Origin of the sequence: Streptomyces sp. NBC_00727 (assembly GCF_045161745.1) — a bacterium.
Classification (GTDB): domain Bacteria; phylum Actinomycetota; class Actinomycetes; order Streptomycetales; family Streptomycetaceae; genus Streptomyces.
Genome location: NZ_CP108981.1, coordinates 4,036,853 through 4,060,913, shown reverse-complemented (window position 1 = coordinate 4,060,913; position 24,061 = coordinate 4,036,853). Strand labels below are relative to the sequence as shown.

The 24,061-nt window shown below is 69.8% G+C and carries 29 protein-coding genes; 17 read left to right on the top strand and 12 right to left on the bottom strand.

Going from position 1 to position 24,061, the window contains the following annotated elements:
• The first annotated feature begins 3 nt into the window (after positions 1 to 3).
• Positions 4 to 1,122 carry a phosphoserine transaminase gene (gene serC / locus OG242_RS18255; protein WP_405899187.1) on the top strand — a complete coding sequence of 373 codons (1,119 nt, stop codon included), beginning with the start codon at positions 4 to 6 and terminating at the stop codon, positions 1,120 to 1,122.
• A 150-nt stretch (positions 1,123 to 1,272) separates the two neighbouring features.
• Positions 1,273 to 1,899, top strand: coding sequence for a Uma2 family endonuclease (locus tag OG242_RS18250; RefSeq protein ID WP_405899186.1), 627 nt, complete (start codon positions 1,273 to 1,275; stop codon positions 1,897 to 1,899).
• Positions 1,900 to 1,903: 4 nt separating this feature from the next.
• On the opposite strand, the gene OG242_RS18245 is transcribed toward OG242_RS18250, so the two are convergent.
• On the bottom strand, positions 1,904 to 2,398 hold the full coding sequence (locus tag OG242_RS18245; protein ID WP_405899185.1) for a GNAT family N-acetyltransferase: 495 nt from the start codon (positions 2,396 to 2,398) through the stop codon (positions 1,904 to 1,906).
• 81 nt (positions 2,399 to 2,479) lie between these two features.
• On the opposite strand from OG242_RS18245, the gene OG242_RS18240 reads away from it, so the two are divergent.
• Positions 2,480 to 2,875: a PPOX class F420-dependent oxidoreductase gene (locus tag OG242_RS18240; RefSeq protein ID WP_405899184.1), complete on the top strand. Its 396-nt coding sequence runs from the start codon at positions 2,480 to 2,482 to the stop codon at positions 2,873 to 2,875.
• A gap of 5 nt (positions 2,876 to 2,880) precedes the next feature.
• Here OG242_RS18240 and OG242_RS18235 read toward each other — a convergent pair whose 3' ends face one another.
• Positions 2,881 to 3,870, bottom strand: coding sequence for a WD40 repeat domain-containing protein (locus OG242_RS18235; RefSeq protein ID WP_405899183.1), 990 nt, complete (start codon positions 3,868 to 3,870; stop codon positions 2,881 to 2,883).
• 58 nt (positions 3,871 to 3,928) lie between these two features.
• On the opposite strand from OG242_RS18235, the gene OG242_RS18230 reads away from it, so the two are divergent.
• Positions 3,929 to 4,624 carry a GDSL-type esterase/lipase family protein gene (locus tag OG242_RS18230; protein ID WP_405901645.1) on the top strand — a complete coding sequence of 232 codons (696 nt, stop codon included), beginning with the start codon at positions 3,929 to 3,931 and terminating at the stop codon, positions 4,622 to 4,624.
• A 29-nt stretch (positions 4,625 to 4,653) separates the two neighbouring features.
• On the opposite strand, the gene OG242_RS18225 is transcribed toward OG242_RS18230, so the two are convergent.
• A complete protein-coding gene (locus tag OG242_RS18225; RefSeq protein WP_405899182.1) occupies positions 4,654 to 4,875 on the bottom strand; it encodes a hypothetical protein in 222 nt (73 codons plus the stop codon).
• A gap of 339 nt (positions 4,876 to 5,214) precedes the next feature.
• Between OG242_RS18225 and OG242_RS18220 the strand changes: the two genes are divergently transcribed.
• Complete coding sequence (locus OG242_RS18220; protein ID WP_405899181.1) at positions 5,215 to 5,748, top strand: hypothetical protein; 534 nt, start codon at positions 5,215 to 5,217, stop codon at positions 5,746 to 5,748.
• Between the two features lie 63 nt (positions 5,749 to 5,811).
• Here OG242_RS18220 and OG242_RS18215 read toward each other — a convergent pair whose 3' ends face one another.
• From OG242_RS18215 to OG242_RS18200, 4 genes are all read right to left on the bottom strand, one after another.
• Positions 5,812 to 6,066 carry a Txe/YoeB family addiction module toxin gene (locus OG242_RS18215; protein ID WP_405899180.1) on the bottom strand — a complete coding sequence of 85 codons (255 nt, stop codon included), beginning with the start codon at positions 6,064 to 6,066 and terminating at the stop codon, positions 5,812 to 5,814.
• Positions 6,063 to 6,344 (bottom strand): type II toxin-antitoxin system Phd/YefM family antitoxin, encoded by a 282-nt coding sequence (locus OG242_RS18210; RefSeq protein ID WP_405899179.1) that lies wholly within the window; start codon positions 6,342 to 6,344, stop codon positions 6,063 to 6,065. The genes OG242_RS18215 and OG242_RS18210 overlap by 4 nt, the downstream gene beginning before the upstream one ends.
• Before the next feature lie 126 nt (positions 6,345 to 6,470).
• Positions 6,471 to 7,064: a helix-turn-helix domain-containing protein gene (locus OG242_RS18205; protein WP_405901644.1), complete on the bottom strand. Its 594-nt coding sequence runs from the start codon at positions 7,062 to 7,064 to the stop codon at positions 6,471 to 6,473.
• Positions 7,065 to 7,108: 44 nt separating this feature from the next.
• Positions 7,109 to 7,783 (bottom strand): TetR/AcrR family transcriptional regulator, encoded by a 675-nt coding sequence (locus OG242_RS18200; protein ID WP_405899178.1) that lies wholly within the window; start codon positions 7,781 to 7,783, stop codon positions 7,109 to 7,111.
• 437 nt (positions 7,784 to 8,220) lie between these two features.
• On the opposite strand from OG242_RS18200, the gene OG242_RS18195 reads away from it, so the two are divergent.
• The 7 genes from OG242_RS18195 (at position 8,221) to OG242_RS18165 (ending at position 15,749) form a co-directional block, all read left to right on the top strand.
• Positions 8,221 to 8,691 (top strand): hypothetical protein, encoded by a 471-nt coding sequence (locus OG242_RS18195; protein WP_405899177.1) that lies wholly within the window; start codon positions 8,221 to 8,223, stop codon positions 8,689 to 8,691.
• Positions 8,692 to 8,869: 178 nt separating this feature from the next.
• Complete coding sequence (locus tag OG242_RS18190) at positions 8,870 to 9,799, top strand: hypothetical protein (RefSeq protein WP_405899176.1); 930 nt, start codon at positions 8,870 to 8,872, stop codon at positions 9,797 to 9,799.
• Positions 9,796 to 10,992 carry a peptidoglycan-binding protein gene (locus OG242_RS18185; RefSeq protein WP_405899175.1) on the top strand — a complete coding sequence of 399 codons (1,197 nt, stop codon included), beginning with the start codon at positions 9,796 to 9,798 and terminating at the stop codon, positions 10,990 to 10,992. The genes OG242_RS18190 and OG242_RS18185 overlap by 4 nt, the downstream gene beginning before the upstream one ends.
• Entirely contained in the window at positions 10,989 to 12,224 is a 1,236-nt protein-coding gene (locus OG242_RS18180; RefSeq protein ID WP_405899174.1) for an ABC transporter permease, read from the top strand. Before OG242_RS18185 ends, OG242_RS18180 begins: the two co-directional genes overlap by 4 nt.
• Before the next feature lie 41 nt (positions 12,225 to 12,265).
• Positions 12,266 to 14,506, top strand: a complete 2,241-nt coding sequence (locus OG242_RS18175; protein WP_405899173.1) for a glycoside hydrolase domain-containing protein — start codon at positions 12,266 to 12,268, stop codon at positions 14,504 to 14,506.
• Between the two features lie 60 nt (positions 14,507 to 14,566).
• A complete protein-coding gene (locus OG242_RS18170) occupies positions 14,567 to 14,995 on the top strand; it encodes a hypothetical protein (RefSeq protein WP_405899172.1) in 429 nt (142 codons plus the stop codon).
• Between the two features lie 19 nt (positions 14,996 to 15,014).
• Complete coding sequence (locus tag OG242_RS18165; protein WP_405899171.1) at positions 15,015 to 15,749, top strand: hypothetical protein; 735 nt, start codon at positions 15,015 to 15,017, stop codon at positions 15,747 to 15,749.
• Positions 15,750 to 15,783: 34 nt separating this feature from the next.
• Here the strand turns inward: OG242_RS18165 and OG242_RS18160 are convergent, their stop codons facing one another.
• Both OG242_RS18160 and OG242_RS18155 read right to left on the bottom strand, forming a co-directional pair.
• Entirely contained in the window at positions 15,784 to 16,779 is a 996-nt protein-coding gene (locus OG242_RS18160; protein ID WP_405899170.1) for a hypothetical protein, read from the bottom strand.
• A gap of 108 nt (positions 16,780 to 16,887) precedes the next feature.
• Entirely contained in the window at positions 16,888 to 17,313 is a 426-nt protein-coding gene (locus OG242_RS18155) for a hypothetical protein (RefSeq protein WP_405899169.1), read from the bottom strand.
• Between the two features lie 117 nt (positions 17,314 to 17,430).
• On the opposite strand from OG242_RS18155, the gene OG242_RS18150 reads away from it, so the two are divergent.
• Together OG242_RS18150 and OG242_RS18145 are read left to right on the top strand one after the other, a co-directional pair.
• A complete protein-coding gene (locus OG242_RS18150; protein WP_405901643.1) occupies positions 17,431 to 18,213 on the top strand; it encodes a helix-turn-helix domain-containing protein in 783 nt (260 codons plus the stop codon).
• Positions 18,203 to 18,442 (top strand): DUF397 domain-containing protein, encoded by a 240-nt coding sequence (locus OG242_RS18145; protein WP_405899168.1) that lies wholly within the window; start codon positions 18,203 to 18,205, stop codon positions 18,440 to 18,442. The genes OG242_RS18150 and OG242_RS18145 overlap by 11 nt, the downstream gene beginning before the upstream one ends.
• Before the next feature lie 13 nt (positions 18,443 to 18,455).
• Here OG242_RS18145 and OG242_RS18140 read toward each other — a convergent pair whose 3' ends face one another.
• A complete protein-coding gene (locus OG242_RS18140; protein WP_405899167.1) occupies positions 18,456 to 19,256 on the bottom strand; it encodes a carboxymuconolactone decarboxylase family protein in 801 nt (266 codons plus the stop codon).
• 94 nt (positions 19,257 to 19,350) lie between these two features.
• Between OG242_RS18140 and catA the strand changes: the two genes are divergently transcribed.
• The 3 genes from catA to OG242_RS18125 all read left to right on the top strand — a co-directional run bounded on the left by catA (position 19,351) and on the right by OG242_RS18125 (position 22,098).
• Positions 19,351 to 20,019, top strand: coding sequence for a type A chloramphenicol O-acetyltransferase (catA, locus tag OG242_RS18135; protein WP_405899166.1), 669 nt, complete (start codon positions 19,351 to 19,353; stop codon positions 20,017 to 20,019).
• Between the two features lie 172 nt (positions 20,020 to 20,191).
• On the top strand, positions 20,192 to 21,430 hold the full coding sequence (locus tag OG242_RS18130; RefSeq protein WP_405899165.1) for an AAA family ATPase: 1,239 nt from the start codon (positions 20,192 to 20,194) through the stop codon (positions 21,428 to 21,430).
• Positions 21,427 to 22,098 carry a hypothetical protein gene (locus OG242_RS18125; RefSeq protein WP_405899164.1) on the top strand — a complete coding sequence of 224 codons (672 nt, stop codon included), beginning with the start codon at positions 21,427 to 21,429 and terminating at the stop codon, positions 22,096 to 22,098. The genes OG242_RS18130 and OG242_RS18125 overlap by 4 nt, the downstream gene beginning before the upstream one ends.
• Before the next feature lie 41 nt (positions 22,099 to 22,139).
• Here OG242_RS18125 and OG242_RS18120 read toward each other — a convergent pair whose 3' ends face one another.
• Both OG242_RS18120 and OG242_RS18115 read right to left on the bottom strand, forming a co-directional pair.
• Positions 22,140 to 23,096 carry a hypothetical protein gene (locus tag OG242_RS18120; protein ID WP_405899163.1) on the bottom strand — a complete coding sequence of 319 codons (957 nt, stop codon included), beginning with the start codon at positions 23,094 to 23,096 and terminating at the stop codon, positions 22,140 to 22,142.
• 87 nt (positions 23,097 to 23,183) lie between these two features.
• The gene (locus tag OG242_RS18115; protein ID WP_405899162.1) at positions 23,184 to 24,026 is read right to left on the bottom strand and encodes an oxidoreductase; all 843 of its coding nucleotides are present in this window, start codon (positions 24,024 to 24,026) and stop codon (positions 23,184 to 23,186) included.
• Positions 24,027 to 24,061 lie beyond the last annotated feature (35 nt).

Genomic DNA, 24,061 nt, shown 5'->3' with positions numbered 1-24,061 from the left:
CTCGTGGCCGACATCCAGATTCCCGCTGACATCAAGCCCGCCGACGGGCGCTTCGGCGCCGGTCCCTCCAAGGTGCGGACGGAGGCGCTCGACGCGCTGGCCGCCACCGGCACCTCTCTGCTCGGTACGTCCCACCGCCAGGCTCCGGTGAAGAACCTGGTCGGCGCGGTACGCGACGGTGTACGCGACCTCTTCTCCCTCCCCGAGGGCTACGAGGTGATCCTCGGCAACGGCGGCTCCACCGCCTTCTGGGACATCGCGACGCACGGTCTGATCGAGTCGAAGTCCCAGCACCTCAACTTCGGTGAGTTCTCGTCGAAGTTCGCGAAGGCCGCCAAGCTCGCCCCGTGGCTCGCCGACCCGACCGTCATCGCCTCCGACCCGGGCACCCACCCGGACCCGGAGGCCGAGGCCGGCGTCGACGTCTACGCCTTCACGCACAACGAGACCTCGACGGGTGTCGCGGCCCCGGTCCAGCGCGTCGCGGGCGCCGACGAGGGCTCCCTCGTCCTGGTGGACGCCACCTCAGGCGCGGGCGGCCTGCCGGTCGACATCGCGGAGACGGACGTCTACTACTTCGCCCCGCAGAAGTCCTTCGCCTCCGACGGCGGCCTCTGGATCGGCGTCTTCTCGCCGGCCGCCCTGGAGCGCGCGGCCCGCGTCCACGCCTCGGGCCGGCACATCCCGGAGTTCTTCTCGCTGCCCACGGCGATCGACAACTCCCTGAAGAACCAGACGTACAACACCCCGGCGCTCGCCACGCTCTTCCTGCTGAACGAGCAGCTGACGTGGATGAACACCCAGGGCGGCCTGGACTTCACGACCGGCCGCACCGCCGCCTCCTCCGGCCACCTCTACGGCTGGGCCGAAGAGTCCAAGTACGCGACCCCGTTCGTCACCGACCCGGCCAAGCGCTCCCAGGTCATCGGCACGATCGACTTCGCGGACGAGATCGACGCCGCCGCGGTCGCCAAGGTGCTGCGCGCCAACGGCATCGTCGACACCGAGCCGTACCGCAAGCTGGGCCGCAACCAGCTCCGCGTGGCGATGTTCCCGGCGATCGACCCGTCGGACGTGCAGGCCCTGACGGCGTGCATCGACTACGTGATCGAGAAGCTGTAGCCCGGACGCCCCGGAACGGCCCCGCGCACCGTGAGGTGTGCGGGGCCGTTTCTGCTTCACCCGACCGTGTGGCATATGCCAGAAACACGGTCTGAAGCCGTTCCGCCCTACGATGATGGTCTCGACACCAGCCATTCCAGGAGGCCCGCAATGTCTGGAGCAGCAGTCGAGCACGCCTGTGACGATGGACCGGAGCCCCTGCTCGTCACGGCCAACCGGCTCGCCGAGCAGAATCCCGGCCATCGCGTCGAGATCATCGGAGGCGTCATCACCGTGGCCCCACCCCCGGACGGCCCGCACGCCCGCGCACTGACCAAGCTCATGCGTCCGTTCATCCTGGCCGAACTCGACGGCGGGGAGACGGAAGTCCTCCAGGGCATCGGCCTGTGGCTGCCGGGTGGCCCCGAGGACTACGCGGTCCCCGATCTCGCCCTGGTCGACGCGGACTTCGATGAACACCTGATCAAGAACAACAGTTACGACCCGGCCGTCTTCCGCCTGGTCCTGGAGGTCACCTCCAGCAACTACGCCAGCGACCTGCGGCACAAGGTCGCCGCGTACGCCGAGGCGAAGGTCCCGGTGTACGTGATCCTCGACCGGAAGCACGGCCGCGTCCACGTCCTGACGGAACCGCTGGGCAGCTCGTACGACCGCCACGAGGTGTACGCCCCCGGCCAGCAGGCGCCGCTGCCCGCCTCGATCGGGGCCGAGGTGAGCCTCGATGTCGCCGAGCTGATCGACGCGGGCCGGGCCAAGCCCCGTACGCCCGACGCCTGAGGCCCTAACCCAGCGCCCACCGCTCCTCGCCGTCCTCCCACTCCCCCGTCCGCGCCAGGCCCGCCCCGGCGGCCACGGCGGCGGAGGCCGTGTGTTCGGGGTGAATGTGGGCGATCACGGTCCGTACGCCGGTCTCCCGCAGATGCGCGACCAGGCCCCGGGCCGCTTCCCGGGCGTACCCTCGCCCCTGCCACGGAACGCCCACCACCCAGGCGATCTCGGCGCGGTCGCCGCGCACCGTGGCCTGCGCGTACCCCACGAGGCCGTCACCGGCCCGCAGCACCCAGTTCCACCACAGCTCGTCCGGGTGCGGTGAGCCCGCCGCCTGCCGTACGTAGCGCGCCCGCAGGGCCTCCGCGGTCTCCGGGGCGCCTCCGGTGAAGGTGTGCAGCGCGGGGTCGGCCAGGACGGCGGCCATCTCGTCCGCGTACTCCACCCGCAGCGGCAGCACGTCGAGGCGGGGCGTGGTGAAGGGTTCGGGGCGGCGGTCGGTCGTCATGATCCGGGGACCCTACGCGAATCGCGGCCGTCCGTCCCCTCCCCGGATGAGTACGGCGCCGTACCGGCGGACCATGGGGGTATGGATACGGTCCCGCAGCTCAAGCCCTTCGTGAAGCAGTACACCGTCCTGCTGAGCACACGGCGGCAGGACGGGACGCACGCCGACACCCCGGTGCACATCGCGGTCGAGGGCGACCACGCCTACATCCGTACGTTCTCCTCGGCGTGGAAGGTGGAGCGGATGCGCAACCACCCGGTGGTGCGGCTCCGCCCGTGCACCGTGCGCGGCCACCCGACGGGCCCGCAGGTCGAGGCCCACGCCCGCCTCCTCCCGGCCGGTTCGAAGGAGAACACGCACGCGTCCCGGATGCTGTCCCGCAAGTACCCGGCGACGCAGGGGGTGCTCGTCCCGCTGACCCACCGGCTGAAACGGGACCGGACGCTGCACTACGAGATCCGGCCGATGGACTCCTGAGCCGCTCAGCCCTTCCGGCGGCGTCGGCCGAGGACGAACAGCAGCGCGACCCCGGCGAGCACGGCGACGCCGGTGAGCGTCGTGCCCTTCACCGGCACCCCGTCCCCGTCGGCCGCCGTGTCCTTCGTCCCCCCGGCCCGGTGCGTGGTGCCGCCGCCCCCATCCCCGGTCTTCTTCAGGTCGACCCGTACGACACTGCTCTGCTCGCCCTCGGAGCCGTACATCAGGGCGGAGCCGTCCGCCGTGTACGTCACGGACTCGGACTGCGGCAGCAGCGGCGACTCGACGTCGTAGTCCTTGCCGAGGCGGCCGTTGGCGAAGGCGTAGCCGCGGGCGCTGAAGTAGGAGCGCAGGACCAGCTCCTTGCCGTCCGGGGAGAAGGCGCCGTCGGTCACCCAGGGGACTTCCCCGACCCGCCGGAAGACGTTGTCGCCGCCGGTGGTGAGCTTCGCGGGCCCTTCGTACAGGCCGCCGCCGTCCTCGTTCTTGGACGCGATGTAGACGCGCCCGGTCCTGGGGTGGACCATCAGCGCCTCCGCGTTGCGCGGCCCGTCGGCGTACTTCACGTCGAACTGGGTGGCCCGGACCGTCGCGTCCTTCAGCACCTTCGGCTCGGGGAAACGGTAGATCCAGACGTGGTCCCAGCTGCCGTTGAGGTTGTCGCCGATGTCCCCGACGTAGATGTCCCCGTCCGGGCCGATCGAGATGGCCTCGACGTCGCGCGGCTGCCCGACGCCCTTCATGGTGATCCTCGCGACGGTCTTCCCCGTACGGGAATCGACGGCGAACACGTAGGGGCCGTCGTCGCTGTCGTTGTGCGTCCAGTAGATCCCCGGGTGGGCGCGGCTGGCGGCGAGGCCACTGGACTCGGTGATCCGGGGGTCCTCGATCGTGAAACCCCGGTCGGCCCCGTCGTCGGCGGCGAGCGCGGGGGCCGCCGCGAGGGCGAGGAGGACGGCGGCGCCGAGGGAGGACGTCAGTCGGTACGAACGCATGGCACAAGTGTCCACCGTCACCTACCGGCGCGTAGCCAAGATCCGCCATGATGGCGCCATGCGTTTCATGTGTGTGGGCGATTCCATGACCATCGGACGCGCCGGCGACTTCACGTGGCGCTACCGCATGTGGCAGCACCTGTCGATGACCTTCGACGGCCCGTTCGCACTCGTCGGCCCGCGCACGGAGCTGTACGACGCGGAAACCGGCACCGCCTCCTCGTCCGCGTACGCCGCCGACTTCCCGCCGGCCGCGCGCCGCCACCTGGCGGGCTGGGGCGAGGGCTGGCTGCACATGGCCCCGGTGATCGCGGACACGGTCACCGCGCACCGCCCGGACGTCCTGCTGGTCTCCCTCGGCCTGATAGACCTCGGCTTCTACACGGACAGCGCCCAGACGGCGGAGAACGCCCGCGCCTTCCTGACCGCCGCCCGCGAGGCGAACCCGCACATCCGCTGCGTACTCCTCCCGGTGATCCCGAACATCCGCGCCGAGACGGACGCCCCGTTCGCGGCGGAGTGCACCCGCTTCAACGAACTCCTCGCCAAGGCGGTAGCCGACCTGGACACCTCCACGTCCCCCCTCCTCCTTGCCTCCCACCCCGCCACGTACGACATCCACACCGACACATACGACGGCACCCACCCGGGCCCCACGGGCGAACACCACCTGGCCGCCGCCTTCGCGGACGCGCTGCACCAGGCGTGGGGGGTGGGCGGGGCGTACGCGGGGGTGGCGACCGCAACGGCTTAGCGGCGAGCAACTCTGGTCAGTACTGTCCGTCAGCCGGAGGGGGTGCGGGTCGCCCACAGTGCGGTCATGCCCACAAGGGGCTGATCGTTCACCGGGCAATCAGTATCGGTGTCGGCTTCGTTGCTGGAGTCGGAGTGGCCGCAATGTGCGCTGGCACCGCAGGACTGGGCTGCGCCATCCTCGCCGGCGCAGCGGTTGGCGCCCTCGTCGGCACGCCTGCCCATCTCGCTGCCGATAAGGCGATGGGACATGAAACTACTGGAGCGGAGGCCGCGAGATATGCATTGGGATCGGCTGCCGGAGGGGCCTTCCAGGGCGGCTTCCGTATGCAATACAAAACCAGCCCTGCTGTGAAGGGCGGCAAGGCCGCATGGCGAGGCGCGAAAACTGCGGGTCGCGCTACGACACAGGGAGCCAAGAGAGCGGGGTCCTGGCTCATGAACTACGTATCGGGCCCAGCGTGGAGTGGCGGTATTGAGCCGCACCCGATTCCTGCCGGGGACCCGCGGCAAGACAACTAGGACTCGGCACGTTGGGGGCCCTGTACCCGCCAGGGCCCCCGATGCGTCACCCAAACTTCGCGAGGCATTGTGAGATACAAGGACTTCAAAGACGAAATTTCTGGGGCATTGTGGAGCTCGCCCGCGAAGACCGAAGCGGTTTACTCGAGAGTGGAAACGCCACTTGGCGAGGTAGCACTGCTTCGCGGCCCGTCCAGCACGCGCACCCCAATCGCCCTGGCTGACGCCTGGGAGGATTGGGTCGTTACCCTAACAGGGGTTGCCGAGGCAAGGGTCAGGGACCTGGGCGTGCCCCTCTACGTAGGCCGAAAGCGTCTGGAGTCCGGCGTCGAGGGTGAGTTGAACGGTGCGAAGTTCAGCATCCGCACCCATTCATCTTTTCGTCGATCCGCCAGAATCGTTTCGTTTGACGGCCTCGGGATCACATTCACCGTCCACAGGCTAAAGGTCTACGTTCATGAAGGTGACAACTGCGTAGCAACAGGAGTCGCGGGCGATTGGGACATCGTCACACCCTCAGCAGCGGGAATCATCAGCATCTGCCTCTTCGTGTGGGCCGACATGGCCCACTTCCTGCGAACCCCCTTCTTCAGAATGCTCTGACGGGAGCCAGGAACACACGGGCGAACCCTTCCGGCGTGGACCTGCCGGGAGGCGCCCTCGCGGTCAGTAGTGGTAGCGGGCCGCGAGGATGACGATCTCCTTTGCCGTGACCAGGTAGACGAGCCGGTGCTCGTCATCCATGCGGCGCGACCACGCCCCGGGCAAGTGGTACTTCAGCGGCTCTGGCTTGCCGATCCCAGTGAAGGGGTCGCGCCGGACGTCCTCGATGAGCTTGTTGATCCGAGCGAGTATCTTGCGGTCGTTCTTGAGCCAGGACGTGTAGTCCTCCCAGCCCTGGCCCTCGAAGACAAGCCTCACTCGGCACCCGCAGCCGGATCCGCTGCCTCGGGATCGATCAGCTCGCGCTCCGCGACGTCGACGTGGGCCAGAGCGTTCTCGTAGGCCTTGAGCAGCCGCCGCGCGTTCGCCGGAGAGCGCAGCAGGTACGAGCCCTCGCGCAGTGCCGCGTAGTCCTCGGCGGAGACGAGCACGGCGTTGCCGTGCTTCGAGACGATCTCGATGGCCTCGTGATCGTCGTTGACCTTCTTGATCAGCGGAAAGAGAGCTTTGCGGGCTTCGCTCGCGGTTATGGACATGACTCAACCTTCCCATCAAGTGGTACTCGATAACGTACCACTCCTCGCTGGAAGGGCACGGAATCGGGAGACGGAAGGCCCGCCGGAGTGACCGCACCGGACACGGGAGCCGGCCGGACGCGCTTCTCACTCCCGCCCCGTCGGCTTCGCGCGTACGTGCATCCGCTCCCCCTGCGGTCCGAACAGGCTCAGGAACTCCACCGGGTCCGGCCCCGCCGCCCCCCACCAGTGCGGGGTGTGGGTGTCGAACTCGGCCGCCTCGCCCGCCGTGAGGACCAGGTCGTGGTCGCCCAGGACCAGGCGCAGCCGGCCGGAGAGGACGTACAGCCACTCGTAGCCCTCGTGGACCCGTTGCTCGACCGGCCCGGAGGGGCCCGTCGCGCCCGGCATGACCTGCTTGTACGCGTTCACGCCGCCGAGATGCCGGGTGAGCGGGACGAAGGTCATGCCGTGGCGTTTGAAGGGCCGGAAGGTGACCCTGGGGTCACCCGTCTCCGGGGCGCCGACGAGTTCGTCCAGCTGCACGCCGTACGCCTTCGCCAGGGGCAGCAGCAGCTCCAGGGTCGGTTTGCGGCCGCCCGATTCCAGGCGGGAGAGCGTGCTGAGCGAGATGCCGGTCGTCTCGCTCAGCTGCGTCAGCGTCGTCCCGCGCTCGGTGCGCAGCGCACGCAGGCGGGGTCCGACGCCGGTCAGGACGGCGGCCAGGTCATCGTCACCCATCGGGTCTGCCATGGTTCCATTTGCCGACCCGGCAACGCGCCTTGTCAAACGGTGGCACCACCGGCGGCCCCCGGAGCGTCCGGATGCGCTGGACCGATCATCGCCATCGACAGCCGCGTGAACTCACTGGTCAGCCACGCCGGCGGCACCTGGCGCGGCCTCCGCCCGTGGTGGGCGAGCAGCTCGTCCACCGACCGCGTCAGCACCTTCACCACCACCGCGAGATCGCCGTCCACCCCGTGCCCCCGCGTCCGGGCCCGCTCGGACTCCGCCGTCAGGAACTCCACCCACACCGAGCGCCACATCGTGAGGTGCTCCTCCATCGCCCGGCTCACGCCCAGCACCTCCACGAAGGCCACCCGGGCCGCCCGCGGATCCCGTGTGACGGCCCGGACGTACGCCTCGAAGAGCCTGCGGACACGCTCCTCGGTCGGGCAGGTCTCCATGCCCTCCGCCGCCAGCTCCGCCTGCGCCGCCTGCATCCCGGTCATCGCGACCTCGTCGTACAGGTCGGTGAGCAGCGCCTCGCGCGACGCGAACTCGCGGTGGAAGTCCCGCACCTCCACCTGCGCCTCCGCGCACAGGTCCTCGACGGACGTGTGGGCGTAGCCGTACACGGCGAACAGCGTCCGCCCGGCCTCCATGAGTTGCGCACGCACCCGCGCGGGGTCGCGCACCACTCGCACACCGTCCCAAAGCCGCACCACGGTATCCACCACGGGCCCTCCTTTGTCCGCCCCGGCCCCCGGTCGAGCGTGAGCGGTACCGCCGAGGCCACATAAGCGCAGAAACACACAGAGCGTGACAGTTCGCTCACGGTACCGCACACCCGAGGCGCCCTCTACGGCCAAAAGCTGCTCGAACGGCAGTTCCGTTTCCGCCGAACCCGCTCCGGGCGGGCCCGATCGGCGCGCATGCACATGCATGCGCGGACTTTTCAGCGCTGTTTCACCTCATAGATGGGCATAGCATCCATCTTTGCGAAGAGCAGAGCGTGTCGAGATCAATTCGTGACGGTCGACTTGCTGAACAAATGTCCACTTAATGGAGAAATCGTGATGATCTAATGATCATTCGGTTTGCATCCGAGGAGGGGCACTCATCGGTGCACCGAAACGTTGCCTCTTCCTCTCAATGCTGTTCAAAGAGGAGAGTCATGAATCTGAAAAAGACCCTGGCGGTCACCGCCGCCGTCGTGGGTATCGGCGCTTCCGCGATTTCCCCCGCCCAGGCGAGCACGGGCGCTGAGAATCAGGACAGCCCGGAGGCGTGCGTGAAGTCGCAGTCCGCGTCGACGTTCAAGTTCGCGATCTACTACAACTCGAACTACGGCGGCGCCTACCGCAACATCGGCTACAGCGTCTGGGACTTCGCGGACGAGCGTATCGGCGGGTCCCCGCAGGCCGGCACCCAGCCGCTCCTGTTCTGCCACGGCGGCAACGGAAACCTCACGGGCATCAAGAACAACGCGGCCTCCGCGAGGAACAAGCACTCGACGTACTACTCGGTCGTGTACTTCAACTCGGGTTACAAGGGCAATTCCGACTGGATCGCCCCGGGCACCGGGTGGAGCCAGCTCTCCAACACCTACAACGACAACGCCTCGTTCGCCTGGCAGTCGCTCTGACCTCTGCGGAACACGCCGCAGCGTACGGGGACTTCGCCGAAGCCGCCGAAGCCCTCCCGCGGAAGCGGCTCGGTTCCTGTTCCGGGCAGGAGCCGGGCCCCGCCCGCCCGTTCCCGGTCCGATCGTCACGGCACTCGGTGAAGCAGCCGCACGCATCCGGGCAGAAATAGGTAGACCCATGAAGAACCCCCTGAACACCCGCGCCTCGGCCCTGTTGCTCGCCGCGCTGTGTGTGGGCACGGCGACAGCCTGTTCCGCATCGTCCGCATCGGCGAGCGTCGGGCCGGTCAGGACACCGCCCCCGCTGTCCGTGCCGTTCGACGCGAAGAATCCGGCGACCTGGACGCTGCCCATTCAGGGCTACCTCCCGTCCGACAGCGGGAGGACACAGCTCCTCCAGGCGAAGAAGCAGCTCGTCGGCGACTGCATGAAGGAATACGGGTTCTCCTGGTCACCGGCCCCCGATCTGCCCCGGATCGGCGGAAAGACTTTTGTCGACTGGCGTTACGGAATTCATGACCTGGAATTGGCGAAAAGGCGGGGTTACAAGCCGGATGCGGACGACCAGGCCGCTTACGACAAGGCGATGCACGAAGGCGTCGGGGAAGAGGAGGAGCGCAGCCGGGCGGAATCCCAGATGCTCGATGGGAGCGGTCCCGCAGAAGTGAACGGCGTGAAGGTTCCGGAAGGCGGCTGCCTCGGCCGCGCGGACCGGAAGATCGATATCGAGGCGGCACAGACGAGTACCGCCCAGCAGATCAGCGCGCAGACCTTCGTCCAGTCCAAGAGCGTCGGAGAAGTCGTGAAGGCCTTCGCCGCGTGGTCCGCCTGCATGAAGGAGAAGGGCTACACCTACGCGGCCCCGCTCGACGCGAGCGACGACCCGCGCTTCGGCTCCGCCGAGGTCAGCCCGGAGGAGATCGCGACGGCCACCGCGGACATCCTGTGCCGCGACCGGACGAACGTGGCGAAGATCTGGTACGACGCCGAGACGGACATGCAGACCGAGGCGATCGAGGACAAGGCCGAACAGCTGGAGGAGGAGGCCGACGCCCTCGACGGCGCGGTGAAGAAGGCCGCCGACGTGGTGGCGGGCGCCGCCCGATGACCCTCGCCCTCCGCCGACGCACCCTGCTGGCCGTCGTCCTCGCCTGCCTGCTGTGCACCGGGGCGGGCGCCGGCGCCGCCACGCTCCTCAAGTCCCCCGCCCAGGCCGCCGCCGAGACGGTCGCCCCGCCGCCCGACGTGCTGACCGCGCCCGTCGTACGCAAGGTGCTCGCGCAGTCCGTGGTGACCCGGGGCAAGGTGACCGCGTCCCAGCACGTCGAGATCACCGCCGCCGGGACACCCGCGGGGGTCGGCCGCGCCGTCGTCACCAAGGTGAGGGCCGAACCGGGCGCGACGCTCAAGGCCGGCCAGGTCCTGCTGGAGGTCTCCGGGCGCCCGGTCGTCCTCCTCCAGGGCGCCATGCCCGCGTACCGCGACCTGATGCGGGGGACCTCCGGCGAGGACGTCACCCAGTTGCGGAAGGCCCTCGCGGGCATCGGCTACCCGTCGCACGGGGACGCGCCGGGCGAGTTCGGCGCCGCCACCGAGCAGGCCGTGACGCGCTTCTACCGCGCGCGGGGATACGCACCGCCCACGTCGTCCGGGAACGCGGACAAGGGCACGGGCGCGGGTGCGGGTACCGCCGGGGGCAGGCGCCTGCCGATGATCCCGCTCTCCGAGGTGGCGTACGTCGCCTCGCCCACCGCGCGGGCCGACACGGTGACCGCCCAGGTCGGGGACGACGCGAACGGCGCCCTGCTGTCCGTCACTTCGGGGGCCCTCGTCGTCAAAGGCAGCGTCGCCTCGTACGAGAAGGGCCTGATCCGTCCGGGGCAGAAGGTCGAGATCCTGGACGAGGCGACGGGTACGTCCGCGTCGGGCACGGTCGCCTCGGTCTCCGACAGGCCCGCGAAGGAGCGGGACGGGGAGAGCGCGCAGAGCGGCGAGGCGTACGCGCTCCGGGTCACGTCCGCGAAGGCGCTGCCGGAGGAGTTCAACGGGGCGGACGTCCGGCTGACCGTCGTCGCCGCGTCGTCGCACGACGAGGTGCTGGCCGTACCGGCGTCCGCGGTCTCGGCCGGTGCCGACGGGCTGACCAGCGTGACGGTACGCGGCGGAGGCCGTGAGCGCCGCGTCGCCGTCCGGGTCGGCATGACCGGCGACGGCTTCGTCCAGATCACCCCTCGGGAGCCGGCCGCCGTCGCCGAGGGCGACCAGGTCGTGGTCGGCGTCCAGACCCGGGACCGGTCATGACCCCCGCCCTCCGTGAAACCCTCCGCTCCCGCCTCACCGTCCACGACCTCCTCGCCGAGGCCGTCGTCGGCATCCTGCAGCGCCCCGCCCGGTCCGTGCTGACGGCCCTGGGGACCGTGCTCGGCGTGGGCGCGTTCATCGCCGTGCTCGGGCTCACCGGCACCGCCGCGTCCCAGATCGACACCCGGTTCGACAAGCTCACCGCGACCGAGGTCGGCGTCGAGGACACCGGCGGGAGGGACGCGGCCCGGGTGCCGCTCTCCTTCCCCGCGGACGCGGACGCGCGCATCGGCGGGCTCAACGGCGTCGAGGCCGCCGGGGTGTACTGGCGGGTCCGGCTCGGGCCGCAGGACGCCGTCCGGTCGTCCCCGCTCGCGGCGACCGGCGGTGCCGACGCGCAGACCCAGGTGGTCGCCGCCTCCCCCGGCGCCCTGAAGGCGGCCAACTCCCGTTACTCGCAGGGGCGTTCCTTCGACGGCTTCCACGAGACGCACCACCAGCAGGTCGCGGTCCTCGGCAAGGCCGCCGCCGCCCGGCTGGGCATCACGACCCTGCGCACCGCCCCGGCGGTCTTCATCGGGGACGTGGCGTTCACGGTCATCGGCATCGTCGACGACGTGGACCGCAAGCCGGAGCTGCTGATGTCCGTCGTGGTCCCCCGCACCACCGCGGAGCGCGTCTGGGGGCCGCCGACGGACAGCAGGGCCCAGATGCTGATCTCGACCCGGCTCGGCGCGGCGACCCAGATCGCCCAGGAGGCCGCCCTGGCGCTGCGCCCGGAACACCCCGACTACTTCAACGCCGTGCCACCGCCCGACCCCAGGACCCTGCGCACGGCGGTGAGCGGCGACCTGAGCGCGCTGTTCCTGCTGCTCGCCGCCGTCTGCCTGGTGATCGGGGCCGTGGGCATCGCCAACACCACGCTCGTCGCCGTCATGGAACGCACCGGGGAGATCGGCCTGCGGCGGGCGCTCGGCGCGCGCGGCCGGCACATCACCGCGCAGTTCCTGGCGGAGTCGGCGGCCCTCGGTCTGATCGGCGGCCTGGTCGGAACGTCCCTCGGCACCGCGACGGTCGTCTCCGTCTCGGCGTTCCGGGAGTGGACGCCCGTGGTCGATCCGATGACGCTCGCGGCCGCGCCGGGCCTCGGCCTGGCCACGGGTCTGCTCGCCGGCCTCTACCCGGCGTGGCGCGCCTCCCGTATCGCCCCCGTGGAAGCGCTCCGCCGCTGACCCACGTCCGAAACCTGCACCACCCACACGAAAGGATCCCCATGGCCGACGAAATGGTGTTGCGAGCACAGAGATTCATCAACACCACCTACGGCAACGGCGCCACCCTCGGCATATCCAAGCTGTCCGAGGACGGGAAGACGGGGTGGACCGTCATGTACGCCCTCACCCGCGCCCTCCAGTACGAGATGGGCATCTCCGCCCTGTCCAACAACTTCGGCCCCGGCACCATGGCGGCGCTGGCGGAGAAGTACGGCAAGGTCGACGAGACGACGGTCCCTTCGGCCAACTTCTGCCGGATCATCCAGTCCGCCCTGTACTGCAAGGGTTACGACGGCGGCGACATCGACGGCACGTACAACTCGCGCGTGAAGAGCGCCGTGCTCAAGCTCCACCAGGACATGGGCGTCTCGACCACCTACCCGGGCAGCTCCCTGTGGCCGAAGGTGATCAAGGGCCTGTTCAACATGGACGCCTACGTCTCCGTGAACAACGGGTCGGAGACCATCCGGTCCATCCAGCAGTGGCTGAACGGCAACTACGTGCTGCGCAGCGACTTCTACATCATTCCGTGCGACGGTCACCACTCCCGCGACGTGGCGAAGTCGCTGCTGTTCGCGATCCAGTACGAGCTGGGCATGGCCGACGGCACGGCGAACGGGGTCTTCGGCCCCGGCACCCGGTCGGGTCTCAAGAACCACGTCCTGTCGACCGGGAGTTCCGGGGTCTGGGTGCAGCTCTTCACCGCGGGCATGGTGCTCAACGGCCGTCCGGTCTCGTTCAGCAGCTCGTACAGCTCCTCGCTGGCGTCGACCGTGAGCACCTTCCAGTCGTTCATGATGCTGGCGGTCAACGGGCAGGCCGACTTCCGTACCTGGTCCTGTCTGCTGGTGTCGTACGGCGACCAGACGCGGGAGGGTACCGCCTGCGACGGGGTCACGAAGATCACGCCCGCCCGCGCGCAGGCCCTGAAGGCCGCCGGTTACAAGTACGTCGGCCGGTACCTGTACAACCCCTCCACCACGGACCTGCCGGAGAAGGAGATCCAGCCGGGCGAGCTGGCGACGATCGAGGAGTACGGGCTCCGCTGCTACCCGATCTACCAGACGTGGGCGCGGTCCGTGGACTACTACAGCCCCGACCAGGGGAAGACGGACTGCATGACCGCCGCGTACAAGGCGGAGGAGCACGGCTTCAAGCCCGGTTCCCGCATCTACTTCGCGGTGGACTACGACGCGGTGGACGACGAGGTCACCGCGTACATCCTGCCGTACTTCCACAGCGTGAAGCAGCAGATGGACGCGCTGGGCAGCCCGTACAAGATCGGGGTCTACGGGCCCCGCAACGCGTGCACGCGCATCTCCGACGCCGGGTACGCGGACACCAGCTTCGTCTCGGACATGTCGTCGGGCTTCTCGGGCAACCTCGGCTACACGATGCCCACGAACTGGGCGTTCGACCAGCTCGTCACCAAGGTGGTCGGCTCGGGCGACGGCCGGATCGAGATCGACAACAACATCGCCTCCGGGCGGGACACCGGCCAGGGGAGCTTCTACCCGGCCCCGGCGCAGAAGATGGACATCGGCTTCAGCACCGACTACTGGGACGCGCTGCTGAAGGAGGTGGACGACTACATGGAGTCGATCAACCGCCCCGGCGGCACGGGCTACATGTACACCCGGGAGGAGTGCCTGGAGACGATCATCTCGCACGACGCGGCGATCACCTCGGCCTCCCGCAGGTACCGCATGCGCAAGGCTCTGATCCAGACCTCCGCGTTCTGGGAGTTCTGCCACTACAGCATCAAGGACTACACCGAGGACGCGGGCGTGGTGCTGTACCACACCGGTGTCATCCCGGACTGGGCCAAGGACCTGCCGAAGGTCGAGCGCCTCGTGGACAGCAGCACCGGCATCGCCAAGATCTCGGGGCGTACGGCGATCCTGTCGCGGAACAACTCGATCCGGGCCGGCCTGCTCGAGGACAGCATCCTCGACGCCACGTCCGACGACGACCGCTGGACGATGTGGCAGAAGTCGAACCAGGACAACGTCTTCAACGTGACCACGGTGCCGCACCTGCACATCTGGGCGGCCGACGGCAAGGCGGGCGACCACGCGGAGACCCCGCAGCGCCGCCCCGCGCTCGACTACACGGAGGACGAGACGTTCGAGATCCTGCGCCGCTACCAGGGCTTCGGCGACCAGGCGGTGGCCGACAACCAGCTCCGGATGCCGCTGTACGCGATCTTCGAGAAGTACAACAGCATCATCCGGGGCTGACCGGCTATGGCCACGGCTACCGATCCCTGGCAGGGGCACGATTTCGCGATCCTGTTTCCCGTGATCATCGCCGGTTCGCTCGCCGGTCTGGGCATCCTCGCCTTCCTGGGCTCGCGCCTCACCGCGCGGGCCCGCGCCCGGCGCACCGCGCCGGCCGTGTGGCGGGACGCCTCCCTGGCGGCGGCCGGTCTCGCGCTCGCGCTCTACGTCTGGGGCTGCCTGCACGTCCTGTTCCTGGAGGACCAGGAGCAGGCCGAGCAGTGCGAGCTGCACCGCCCCGAGGGGACCCCCCGGCTGGTCGGCCGCAGGGGCGACTTCATCCCGCTGCGCCTCGTCTGCGAGGCGTCGAACGGCCACGACTACTCCGTGGTCATCCCCCACTACATCAATCCATCCATCGCCGTCCTGCTGCTGCTCGCGCTCGCCTGCGGCACCGTCTCCGCCCTGCTCCACCTCGGGCGGCGCAGGGCAACACGGAAGAGAGGCTGAACCGTTGATCCACACCGAGATGACCCGCAGACGTGCCCTGACCGTCGCCGCCGGTGTCACCGGGGCCGTGAGTCTGGCCTCCACGGGCCTGCTCGCCACCCCGGCCGCCGCCGCCCCGCAGCCCCTGCGCGACGACAAGCTCAAGGCCGCGATCCGGCGCGCCCAGGCCCGCTCCCGCCGTCTCCTCACCGGCCGGCACTCCGCCAACCGCTGGGAGATGCAGACCGCCGCCGACGACGGCGGTGACATCGTGACCCGCCGGGTCCCCGGCACCGGTCTCGACGTCGCCCTGCACCTGGGCGACGCCGAGACCGTCCTGGTCCACGTGATCCGCCGCTTCCACTACGAGGTCGACCAGCTCGGCCTGCACGGGGAGCCGGACGCCCTGGCGGGCTGGGTGCCGCCGTCGGACGTCCGCGACAGCGGCCTGCCGGAGTCCAACCGCGCCTCCGGCACCGCCGTCGTGATCCGGCCCGGCTCCTACCCGCCGGGCGCCCGGGGGGCGTTCACCGCCGCCCAGCAGGTGACCCTCGCGGACATCGTCGCCGACACCGAGGGCGTCGTCCGCTGGGGCGGCGACGACAAGCGCCCGTACGAGGGCCTGTTCTACGTGGCCGTACGGCCCGGCGACGCCCGCCTGGCCCGCGTCGCGACGAAGATCCGCGCCTGGAACGGGACGCCGGGCTCGGGCGCCGGTGCGGTGCCGGACGTGACCTCGCGGGAACGGCGACGCAAGGCCGCCGCCTTCCGCTGAGCGTCCCGCGCGTCCGCCTCCGCCGCTGCCGGGGCTACCCGGCGGCGGCGGACGCGGGCCTCGCGGCGTCCTCGGCCAGCACCTCCTTGAACCGCTCCCGCCAGCGCACCGGTTCCTGGAATTCGCTGTCCGGGTCGGGGGCGTACAGCGGCCATTTGGCGTAGTGGGCCTCCTCCGCCGCCCGTTGGGCGCACGGACGGCACAGCGTCTCGTCGGCCCTGGGGCGGAACACATGCTCCGGCCCGTCCCCCTCGCACCGCACGGGTGGCCTGACCGGTGCGACGGGCGGTGCGGGCTCAAGTGGCTCCGGCAGCTTCCGCACGAGGCGGTGGCGTACGAAGCCGAACGCCGACCTGACCCCGTCGGCGGGCAGTCCGCTCACCAGCGCCGTCCGCAGCTCCGCCGCCTTCACGCCCCGCCGCAGCCAGTCCGCCGCCATCTCGGACAGGCCGCGCGCCTCCCGTACGCCGAGGTGCAGCTGCGGGGTCGCGTGCCGTAGCGAGAGCAACACGCGCTCGGCCTGGACGACTTCCGGGTCGGTCGCCGCGACCGACTCCGCCGCGTCGGCCGCAGGCACTTCGGTGGGTGGGTGGGGAGTGTTCTTCTCACGTTCTTCTTCAACCTCTGGTTGGGAAGCACCGACCGACCGAGTGCCCGCCTGACCGACCGCCGGTGACCGATCAGCCGGTTCGGCCTGCGCCTTCGCACCCCTGAGCCCCCGCGCCTCCTCGTCCGTGAGCGGCACGTTGGAGAACAGCTGATCCGTCATCCACAGCCCGCCCTGGCCCTGCCACCGCCACTCGTGGACGTAACCGGCTTCCTTCAGCTGGGACTTGGCCCGCTGATACGCCCGGCCCTTGATCCCGATCCTCTTCGCGTGATCGCTCAGCGCCTCGTTCGCGCGGGACTCGGGCAAACCCTGCACATACATGATCAGAACCTTTGCATCACTGCTCAGATTCGAATGACGCACGACATCGTGCGCGGCCTTCACATAGGCGCGGGAGGGCGAGATAGCATGCCAAAGCATCTTCGGTGGACCTCTGATCCATCTGTGGGTGAAGGCCCCCGGACCAGGTGTTGTGAGCACCCCCGGGGGCCGCCCCGTGCGCGGTGCGCACGGAGCGTAACGACGTGATCACCGTACAGCAGATTTTTCGTCCGACACCACCTTGATCAGTAGCTCGAACAGCAGTGCCGTTTCTACGAACGGGTCCTGCGCGGTGGGTCGCGAACGCCAGTCCAGCGGGTACGTCAGCCCGTGCAGCGCGGGCACACCCACGAAGTCCGCCCCCTTGCGCACGAGCGCGTCCGCCCCCGCCGGCCAGCGGTGCGCGCCCGCCGTGCCCGGCGGGACGAGGAAGTACATGCTCCGCATCCCGATCCGCGACCGGACGATCGGCCCGGTCTGGAAGTCCGTGAACTGCATGATCTCGTACGCCACTTGGTCGCCCAGGATGCCGGAGATCCGGATCGCGTCGAAGTGGATGCCCGCATGCCGCAGGGCGTGGCCGCTCGCGGGAATCCACGAGTGCACCAGGTCCGGGGAATTTTTCGGTTCCATACGGACAGCGTCGGCGCCCGCACGTACGGTGACCAGGGACACGCGACGTCTGTGCACTGTTGTGCACTTGGAGGTGGGGCTGTGCACTCCAGTAATACCGGTGGCGGTACGGCCCAGATGTTCGGGGCGCTGCTACGGCACTACCGCGAGCTGGCGGGGCTGTCGCAGGAAGGGCTGGGGACTCGCATCGGCTTCTCCAAGTCGCAGGTGGCGATGGTGGAGCGGGGTGAGCGCCCGCCGAAGGGGGACTTCGTCCCGGAGGCTGATGCGGCGCTGGGGGCCAACGGTGCCCTGATCAAGGTCGCAACGCAGCTCCAGTTGGGTCACTTGGCTGCTTGGTTCGAGCCGTTCGCCGAGGAAGAGGCGAAGTGCGTGGCACGGTACGAGTACGAGTCCAGCACCGTGCCTGGCCTGCTGCAGACCGAGGCGCACGCGCACGCCCTGCACCGGGGAGCATGCCCGCCCCTCGACGACGACGAGATCGAGAGGCTGGTGGCCGGCCGTCTTGCGCGGCAGGCCCTGCTGACACGTAAACCACCGGTGGACATCAGCTTCATCCTTGAGATCAGCGCGATCACGCGCCCCATCGGGGGACGGGATGTGCACCGCGCGCAGCTTCAACACCTGCTCGCAGTGAGCGAGTTGCGGAACGTGAACATTCAGGTGATGTCGCCTCATAGGGAGGCGCACGTCGGGCTGAATGGCCCCTTCGTCCTGCTGGAGACCGACGACCGGCGGCGGCTGGCGTACCTGGAGGTGCAGGGCCGTAACTTCGTTGTCAGCGAGCAACCCCAGCTGGGAGACTTGTTTGCCACGTATGGCATGCTCCGGACCCAGGCTCACGGACTGGAAGAATCGCGCGAGCTGATCAAGCAGACGGTGAAGGACTATGAGTACTGACCTGAAGTGGTTCAAGAGCAGCTACAGCGGCCAGAACGGCGGCAACTGCGTCGAGGTCGCCCTCTCCTGGTCCAAGTCCAGCTACAGCGGCACGAACGGCGGCAACTGCGTCGAGGTCGCCACCTGCCCCCACACCGTCCACGTGCGCGACTCCAAGGACACCACCGTCCCGGCCCTCGCCCTCTCCCCCGACGCCTGGGCCATCTTCATCCGGCACACCGCCGCCTGAACCGGCCCCGGCACTACACCCCGCGCTGGGCGAACACCTCACGCGCGGCCGTGAGGCCGTTCAGCGCTGCCGGGAAACCGGCGTAACCGGCCATCTGCGTGATGATCTCGACGGCCTCCTCCCGCGTTCCGCCGACGTTGAGCAGGCCGTGGAGGTGTACGCGGAGCTGCGGGCCGACCGTGCCGAGGGCGGTGCACAGGGCGACGGTGACCAGTTCGCGGGTCCTGAGGTCGAGTCCCGTACGGGAGTACACGTCGCCGAAGGAGAACTCCAGGATGTAGCGGGCCAGGTCGGGGGCGATGTCCTTGAGGGAGTCGATGACCTGCTGACCGGCGTGCCCGTCGATGTCGGCGAGGGCCCGCTGACCGCGTTCGAACCGGTCGCCGCCCTGGTCGTCGGCGGTGTCGGCGGGGACGAGCGCGGGCTCGTCGGGGCGGGACTCGAAGACCTCGCGGGCGGCGGTGAGACCGTTGAGCGCGGCCGGGAACCCGGCGTAGACGCTGACGTGGATCAGGACCTCGACGATCTCCTCGCGGGTGCAGCCGACGTTGAGCGCACCGCCGATGTGGAAGCGGAGCTGCGGGGCGGCGTTGCCCATGGCGGCGAGGGCGGCGACGGTACCCAACTGGCGCTGACGGCGCGTGAGTCCGGGGCGGGTCCAGATGTCGCCGAAGCCGAATTCGACGATGTACCGGCCCATGTCGGGGGCGATGTCGGCGAGGCCGTCGATGACGGCGTCCTGGTTGCCGCCGGCGACCTCACGGAGGGCCGCGTAGCCACGCTCGTACCGTTCGTTGCGCTGTTCGGTGGTCATGCCGAGGACGGTAGGAGCTGGAGTGCACTCCAACGCAAGCGCGTCCCGCGAAAACCGTTCGGGCGGACGCCCGGGTGACTGCCATGATGCCCGGATGGACACCTCCGCCCCCATCCCCACCCCCATCGACCTGGACACCTGGCCGCGCCGGGAGCACTTCGCGCACTACCGGCGGCGCGTGCCGTGCACGTACTCGATGACGGTGGAGGTGGACGTCACCGCGTTCACCGCCGCGCTGCGCCGCTCGTCGCGCAAATCGTACGTGGCGCAGGTGTGGGCGCTGGCGACGGTGGTGAACCGGCACGAGGAGTTCCGGATGTGCCTGACCGGGGCGGGCGATCCGGCGGTGTGGCCGGTGGCGCACCCGGCGTTCACGGTGTTCAACGCGGAGCGGGAGACGTTCGCGTGCGTGTGGACTCCGTACGACGCGGACTTCGGTACGTTCCACGACGCGGCGGCCCCGCTGCTCGCGGAGCACGCGCACGCCACGGAGTTCTTCCCGCAGGGCCCGCCCCCGCCGAACGCCTTCGACGTGTCGAGCCTGCCGTGGCGGTCCTTCACGGGCTTCAACCTGAACATCGCCGACGGCTACGACCACTTGGCCCCGATCTTCACGCTCGGCCGGTACACGGAGCGGGAGGGCCGGACCCTGCTCCCGCTCGCCGTACAGGTGCACCACGCGGCGGCGGACGGCTTCCACACGGCGCGCCTGGTCGACGAGCTGGAAACGCTCCTCGGGGACGCGGCGGGGTGGGTGGGCTAGCGCCTGGCCGGCGACGGTTTGCGGTTTTCACGCCTCGACCGAGTGACCACCACGGATACACGAACCGATGACAGTCGGCCCGGATACTCTGAGCCACGATGTTCCGCTCGCGGTCGGACACGTTCGTCTCGCGGGCGGGAGCCGTCCGTCGCACCCACTCGATAGGTTCCCCATGCCCGGCCGTCTCCTCGAACTGCACGTCGAGAACTTCCGTAGCCTGCGCGACGTGACCGTACCCCTGGGCCCGCTCACAGTGCTGGTGGGCCCGAACGGCGCGGGCAAGTCCAATGTGCTGGAGGTGTTCGACTTCCTGGCCGACATCATCCGTACCGACCTCCAGCCGGCGCTCGACGTGCGTGGCGGATTCGACGAGGTGGCCTTCTGGGGAGGCAACAGACCACCGACCTCCATGCGCATCCATCTCAAGGCGACATGGACGACCAACTCCACCCGCAACGCACCGGACGAATACGACCTCACCATCCGCCGCCGCTCACTGCGCTCGAAAGTGTCCGGCGAGCGTTCGCCCTACTACGCGCTCTCCCGCGAGGAGAGCTTCGCCTTCAAGCGCAGGCAGGGGCGCGGGCGACGCATCACCATCAAGGGTGAGGAGGCGCGCATCCACGACGTGCGGGCGGGCGAGAGCAAGGACAGCGGCAACTTCAGCATTCGCAGGCTGAGCAGCGGACTGTCCACGCTCCCTCGGCTGGGGCCCGCTGACGGTGGCGACGAGGTGACCCGGGTCGCCGATCGTCTGTCGTCGTTTCGGCTCTTTGATGTGGACGTGGCCGCCGCGCGGCAACCGACGCGCCTGCGTGGCGCGGACTTCAGCACGCTCTCGCCGCACGCCGAGAATCTGGCCGGGTTCCTGATCCACCTGAGCAGTCATGAGGAGACCTGGGACAATCTGGTCACCGATGCCCGCGAGGTGCTGCCACAGCTGGAGAACATCGAGTTCGAGGAGGTCGGCGGTGCGACCGACCAGCTGACCGTCGTACTGCGCGAGCGCGGTCTGCGCCGTCTGACCCCCCTCGCCGACGCGTCCTACGGAACGGTCCGGCTTCTGGGGCTGCTCGCCCTGCTGTACGACCCGAATCCCCCGGCGTTCACGTGCATCGAGGAAATCGATCACGGGCTACATCCCCAGGCACTCGAACTCGTTGTGCAGCGGCTGCGCGAGGCCGCCGAGCGAACCCAGTTCATCGTCGCCACCCACTCCCCGGCCCTGGTGAACCGGCTGCATCCGGACGAGTTCGTCGTATGCGACCGTTTCGACGACGGGGCCTCCGTCATCCCGGCGCTCACCGTTGACGAGGTGAGGGACATCGTTCAGGAGTCCGGTGACCAACCGCTCGGGGAACTCTGGTTCTCCGGGGTGCTGGGTGGAGACCTCACCGGGGGTGAGCTTTGACCCCGAAGCGGAGGCCGGGCGGCGGCCGTGGGCCCCGGGCACAGGAACGGGGCGTTGTCGTATTCGCCGGTGAGGACCGGAACGACTGCGAGATCCTGGCCGCACTCATACGCGCGCACCGGCCCGATATCAGTGATGCGACCAAGCTCGTCCGCATCAACGACCCGGTACGGCTGCGCCGGAAGACCGGCCCGAAGCTCGCTGCTGCCGTGGAGGTCTTGGTCGGCAAGGCGCGGGCCAAGGCACGCCAGCAGCGGGCCGAGCTGTACGGCTTCGTAGTCCACGAGGACCTGGACGGCTACACCAACGCCCACTACGAGCAGATCCGCAGAACCTTGGCCGGCGAACTCGCGCGCCAATGCCCTGGGTTCCGGACGGCCCTCGGACTCGCTGCTTGGGAGAGCGAGGGCTGGTTGCTGCTTTTCCCTGAAGCCTTCCCTCACGTCCACCCCCGCTGGAGGGTCCCCACTCACCTGCTCCACAAGGACACCGGGCGTGTCAAGGACGCCAAGGAGGAGCTGAAACGAGGGCTCGGCCCGCCGCTCTTCCGGGAGAGCGACGGTCCAGCGGTGGCCCGCGAGGCACAGCAGCGCGGGCTGATCCCCTCCCCGCGCGGCGCCAACCGCTCGTACGAAGACTTCGTCGGGGATCTCGCCGGCTGGAACTGACAGGCCGGCGGCCGGCCCGGGGCGGTGGCTTCGCCAGGCCGCTATTTACGGTGCAGCACGTACCGGTTGAGCGAATCCGGGTCGCCGATCCAGTAGAAGAGGGTGGGCCGTGCCTCGGTGCCGCCGTACTGCCAGCCGGGGCCCTCCAGGCAGCCGCCGACACTGAGCTCGAACTGCGTGCTTCCGGACGGCGACGCACCCTGTGTCCACGTACCGGAGCCGTCGCACTGCTCGGGTGGGTCCCCGGCGTACGGCTCGTCCGTCTCACGGGCGCCCAGGTCGTGGGCGACGGCGGTACCGTCGGCCCGGAGGGTGAGGGTGCCGCCGTGCTCGTCGGTCCAGGTGCCGACGAGTTGCGCGTCGGTGGGCCGTGGCGGCTCGTACTCCTGGAGCAGGCCGGTCCCGTAGGCCAGCAGGCCCCCGACGAAGGCCACCGCCGACAGCGACACCCCACATACGAGCACCAGCGCGGCCAGCCCGAACCGGATTCCGTTGCGGCGCACGACGGTCGCGGCCCGGGTGCACAGGACGGCGGGAACCAGGCCGAGGAAGGTCGCGAGAAGAACCACGGGGAGCACGGTCCAGCTGCCACCGAGCAGCAGCGTCGGGACCCCGGCGCACACGGCGGCCGCCGTGGCCACCGCCCCGCAGACAGCCAGGCCCCAGCGCATCGTCTCTGCCCGCCCGGCCCGGCGGGCGGACCAGCGCGACAACTGCACGACCGGCAGGACGACCGCCGCCGAGCCGATCAGGCCGCCCAGGCCGAGCACGACCACGGCGACCACGATCAGAAGGAGATACCCGACGTAGGCACCGATACCGGCGGCGAAATAGTGCTCGTTCCGCAAGCCCGCCAGGAAGTGGACGACCAGCGCGAGCCCGCCTTCCCCCGCCAGCGCCACGGCCCCCGTCAGCCACGCGGCCGTCCAGCCCGCGCCGCCGACACGCTCCGGCCCTCCAGAGGTCGCCGCCTGCCTCTCCACCGTCCAGCGCGCCATCACTCGCCCCTTCCCCCCACGGTCTGGTCCATCATGCACCTGACCAGCCGGGCGGCCGCCGCAGGGGTGCCGCGGCTGAAGCGGGCGTCAGCCCCGGAGCTCCGCCACGTCCTCCTCACTGAGCAGCAGGTCGCGGGCCGCCACGTTCTCCTCCAGGTGCGCGAGGTCTCCCGTGCCGGGGATGGCCAGCATCACCGGGGACGAGGCGAGCAGCAGGGCCAGCTGCACCTGGGCGACGGGCGCGTCCAGGCGGGCGGCGACCTTCTCCAGGCGGCGGGTGTCCAGCGGCTCGTGGCCGCCGCCGAGCAGGAAGAACGGGACGTACGCGATCCCGGCGGCCTCGCACTCCGCGAGGAGCGCCAGGTCGTCGGCGTACGGATTCTGTACGCACACCACGGGGGCGACGGAGCGCGCCTCCGCGAGCTGCGCGGCGTCGACGTTGCTGACGCCCAGGTGCCGGATCAGGCCCTCCTCCTGGAGCCCGGCGAGCACGGCGAACCGCTCGGCGACGGATTCGCCGCCCGGGCCGCTCATGCCGCCGACGCGGAGGTTGACGACGTCGAGCCGGTCGACGCCGAGGGCGCTCAGGTCCGCCTCGACGAGGGCGCGCAGCTGGTCGGGGGTGGCCTGGCCGCTGGGGAGGCCGTTCGGCCCGGGGAGGGGGCCGACCTTGGTGGCGATGACCAGGTCGTCGGGGTAGGGGGCGAGCGCCTCGCGGATCAGCTCGTTGGCGCGGACGTCGCCCCGGGCGTAGAAGGCGGCGGTGTCGATGTGGTTCACGCCGAGCTCGACGGCCCGCCGGAGGACCGCGATGCCGTTCTCGGGGGTGCGGGCGGGGCCGGCGAACGTGCTCATGGGCAACCGCATGGCGCCGAAGCCGAGACGGTTGACGGGGAGGTCGCCGCCGAGGGCGAAGGTGGTGGTCGTCATGGCTTCATGCTGTCCGGGGAGCCGGGGGCGGCCCA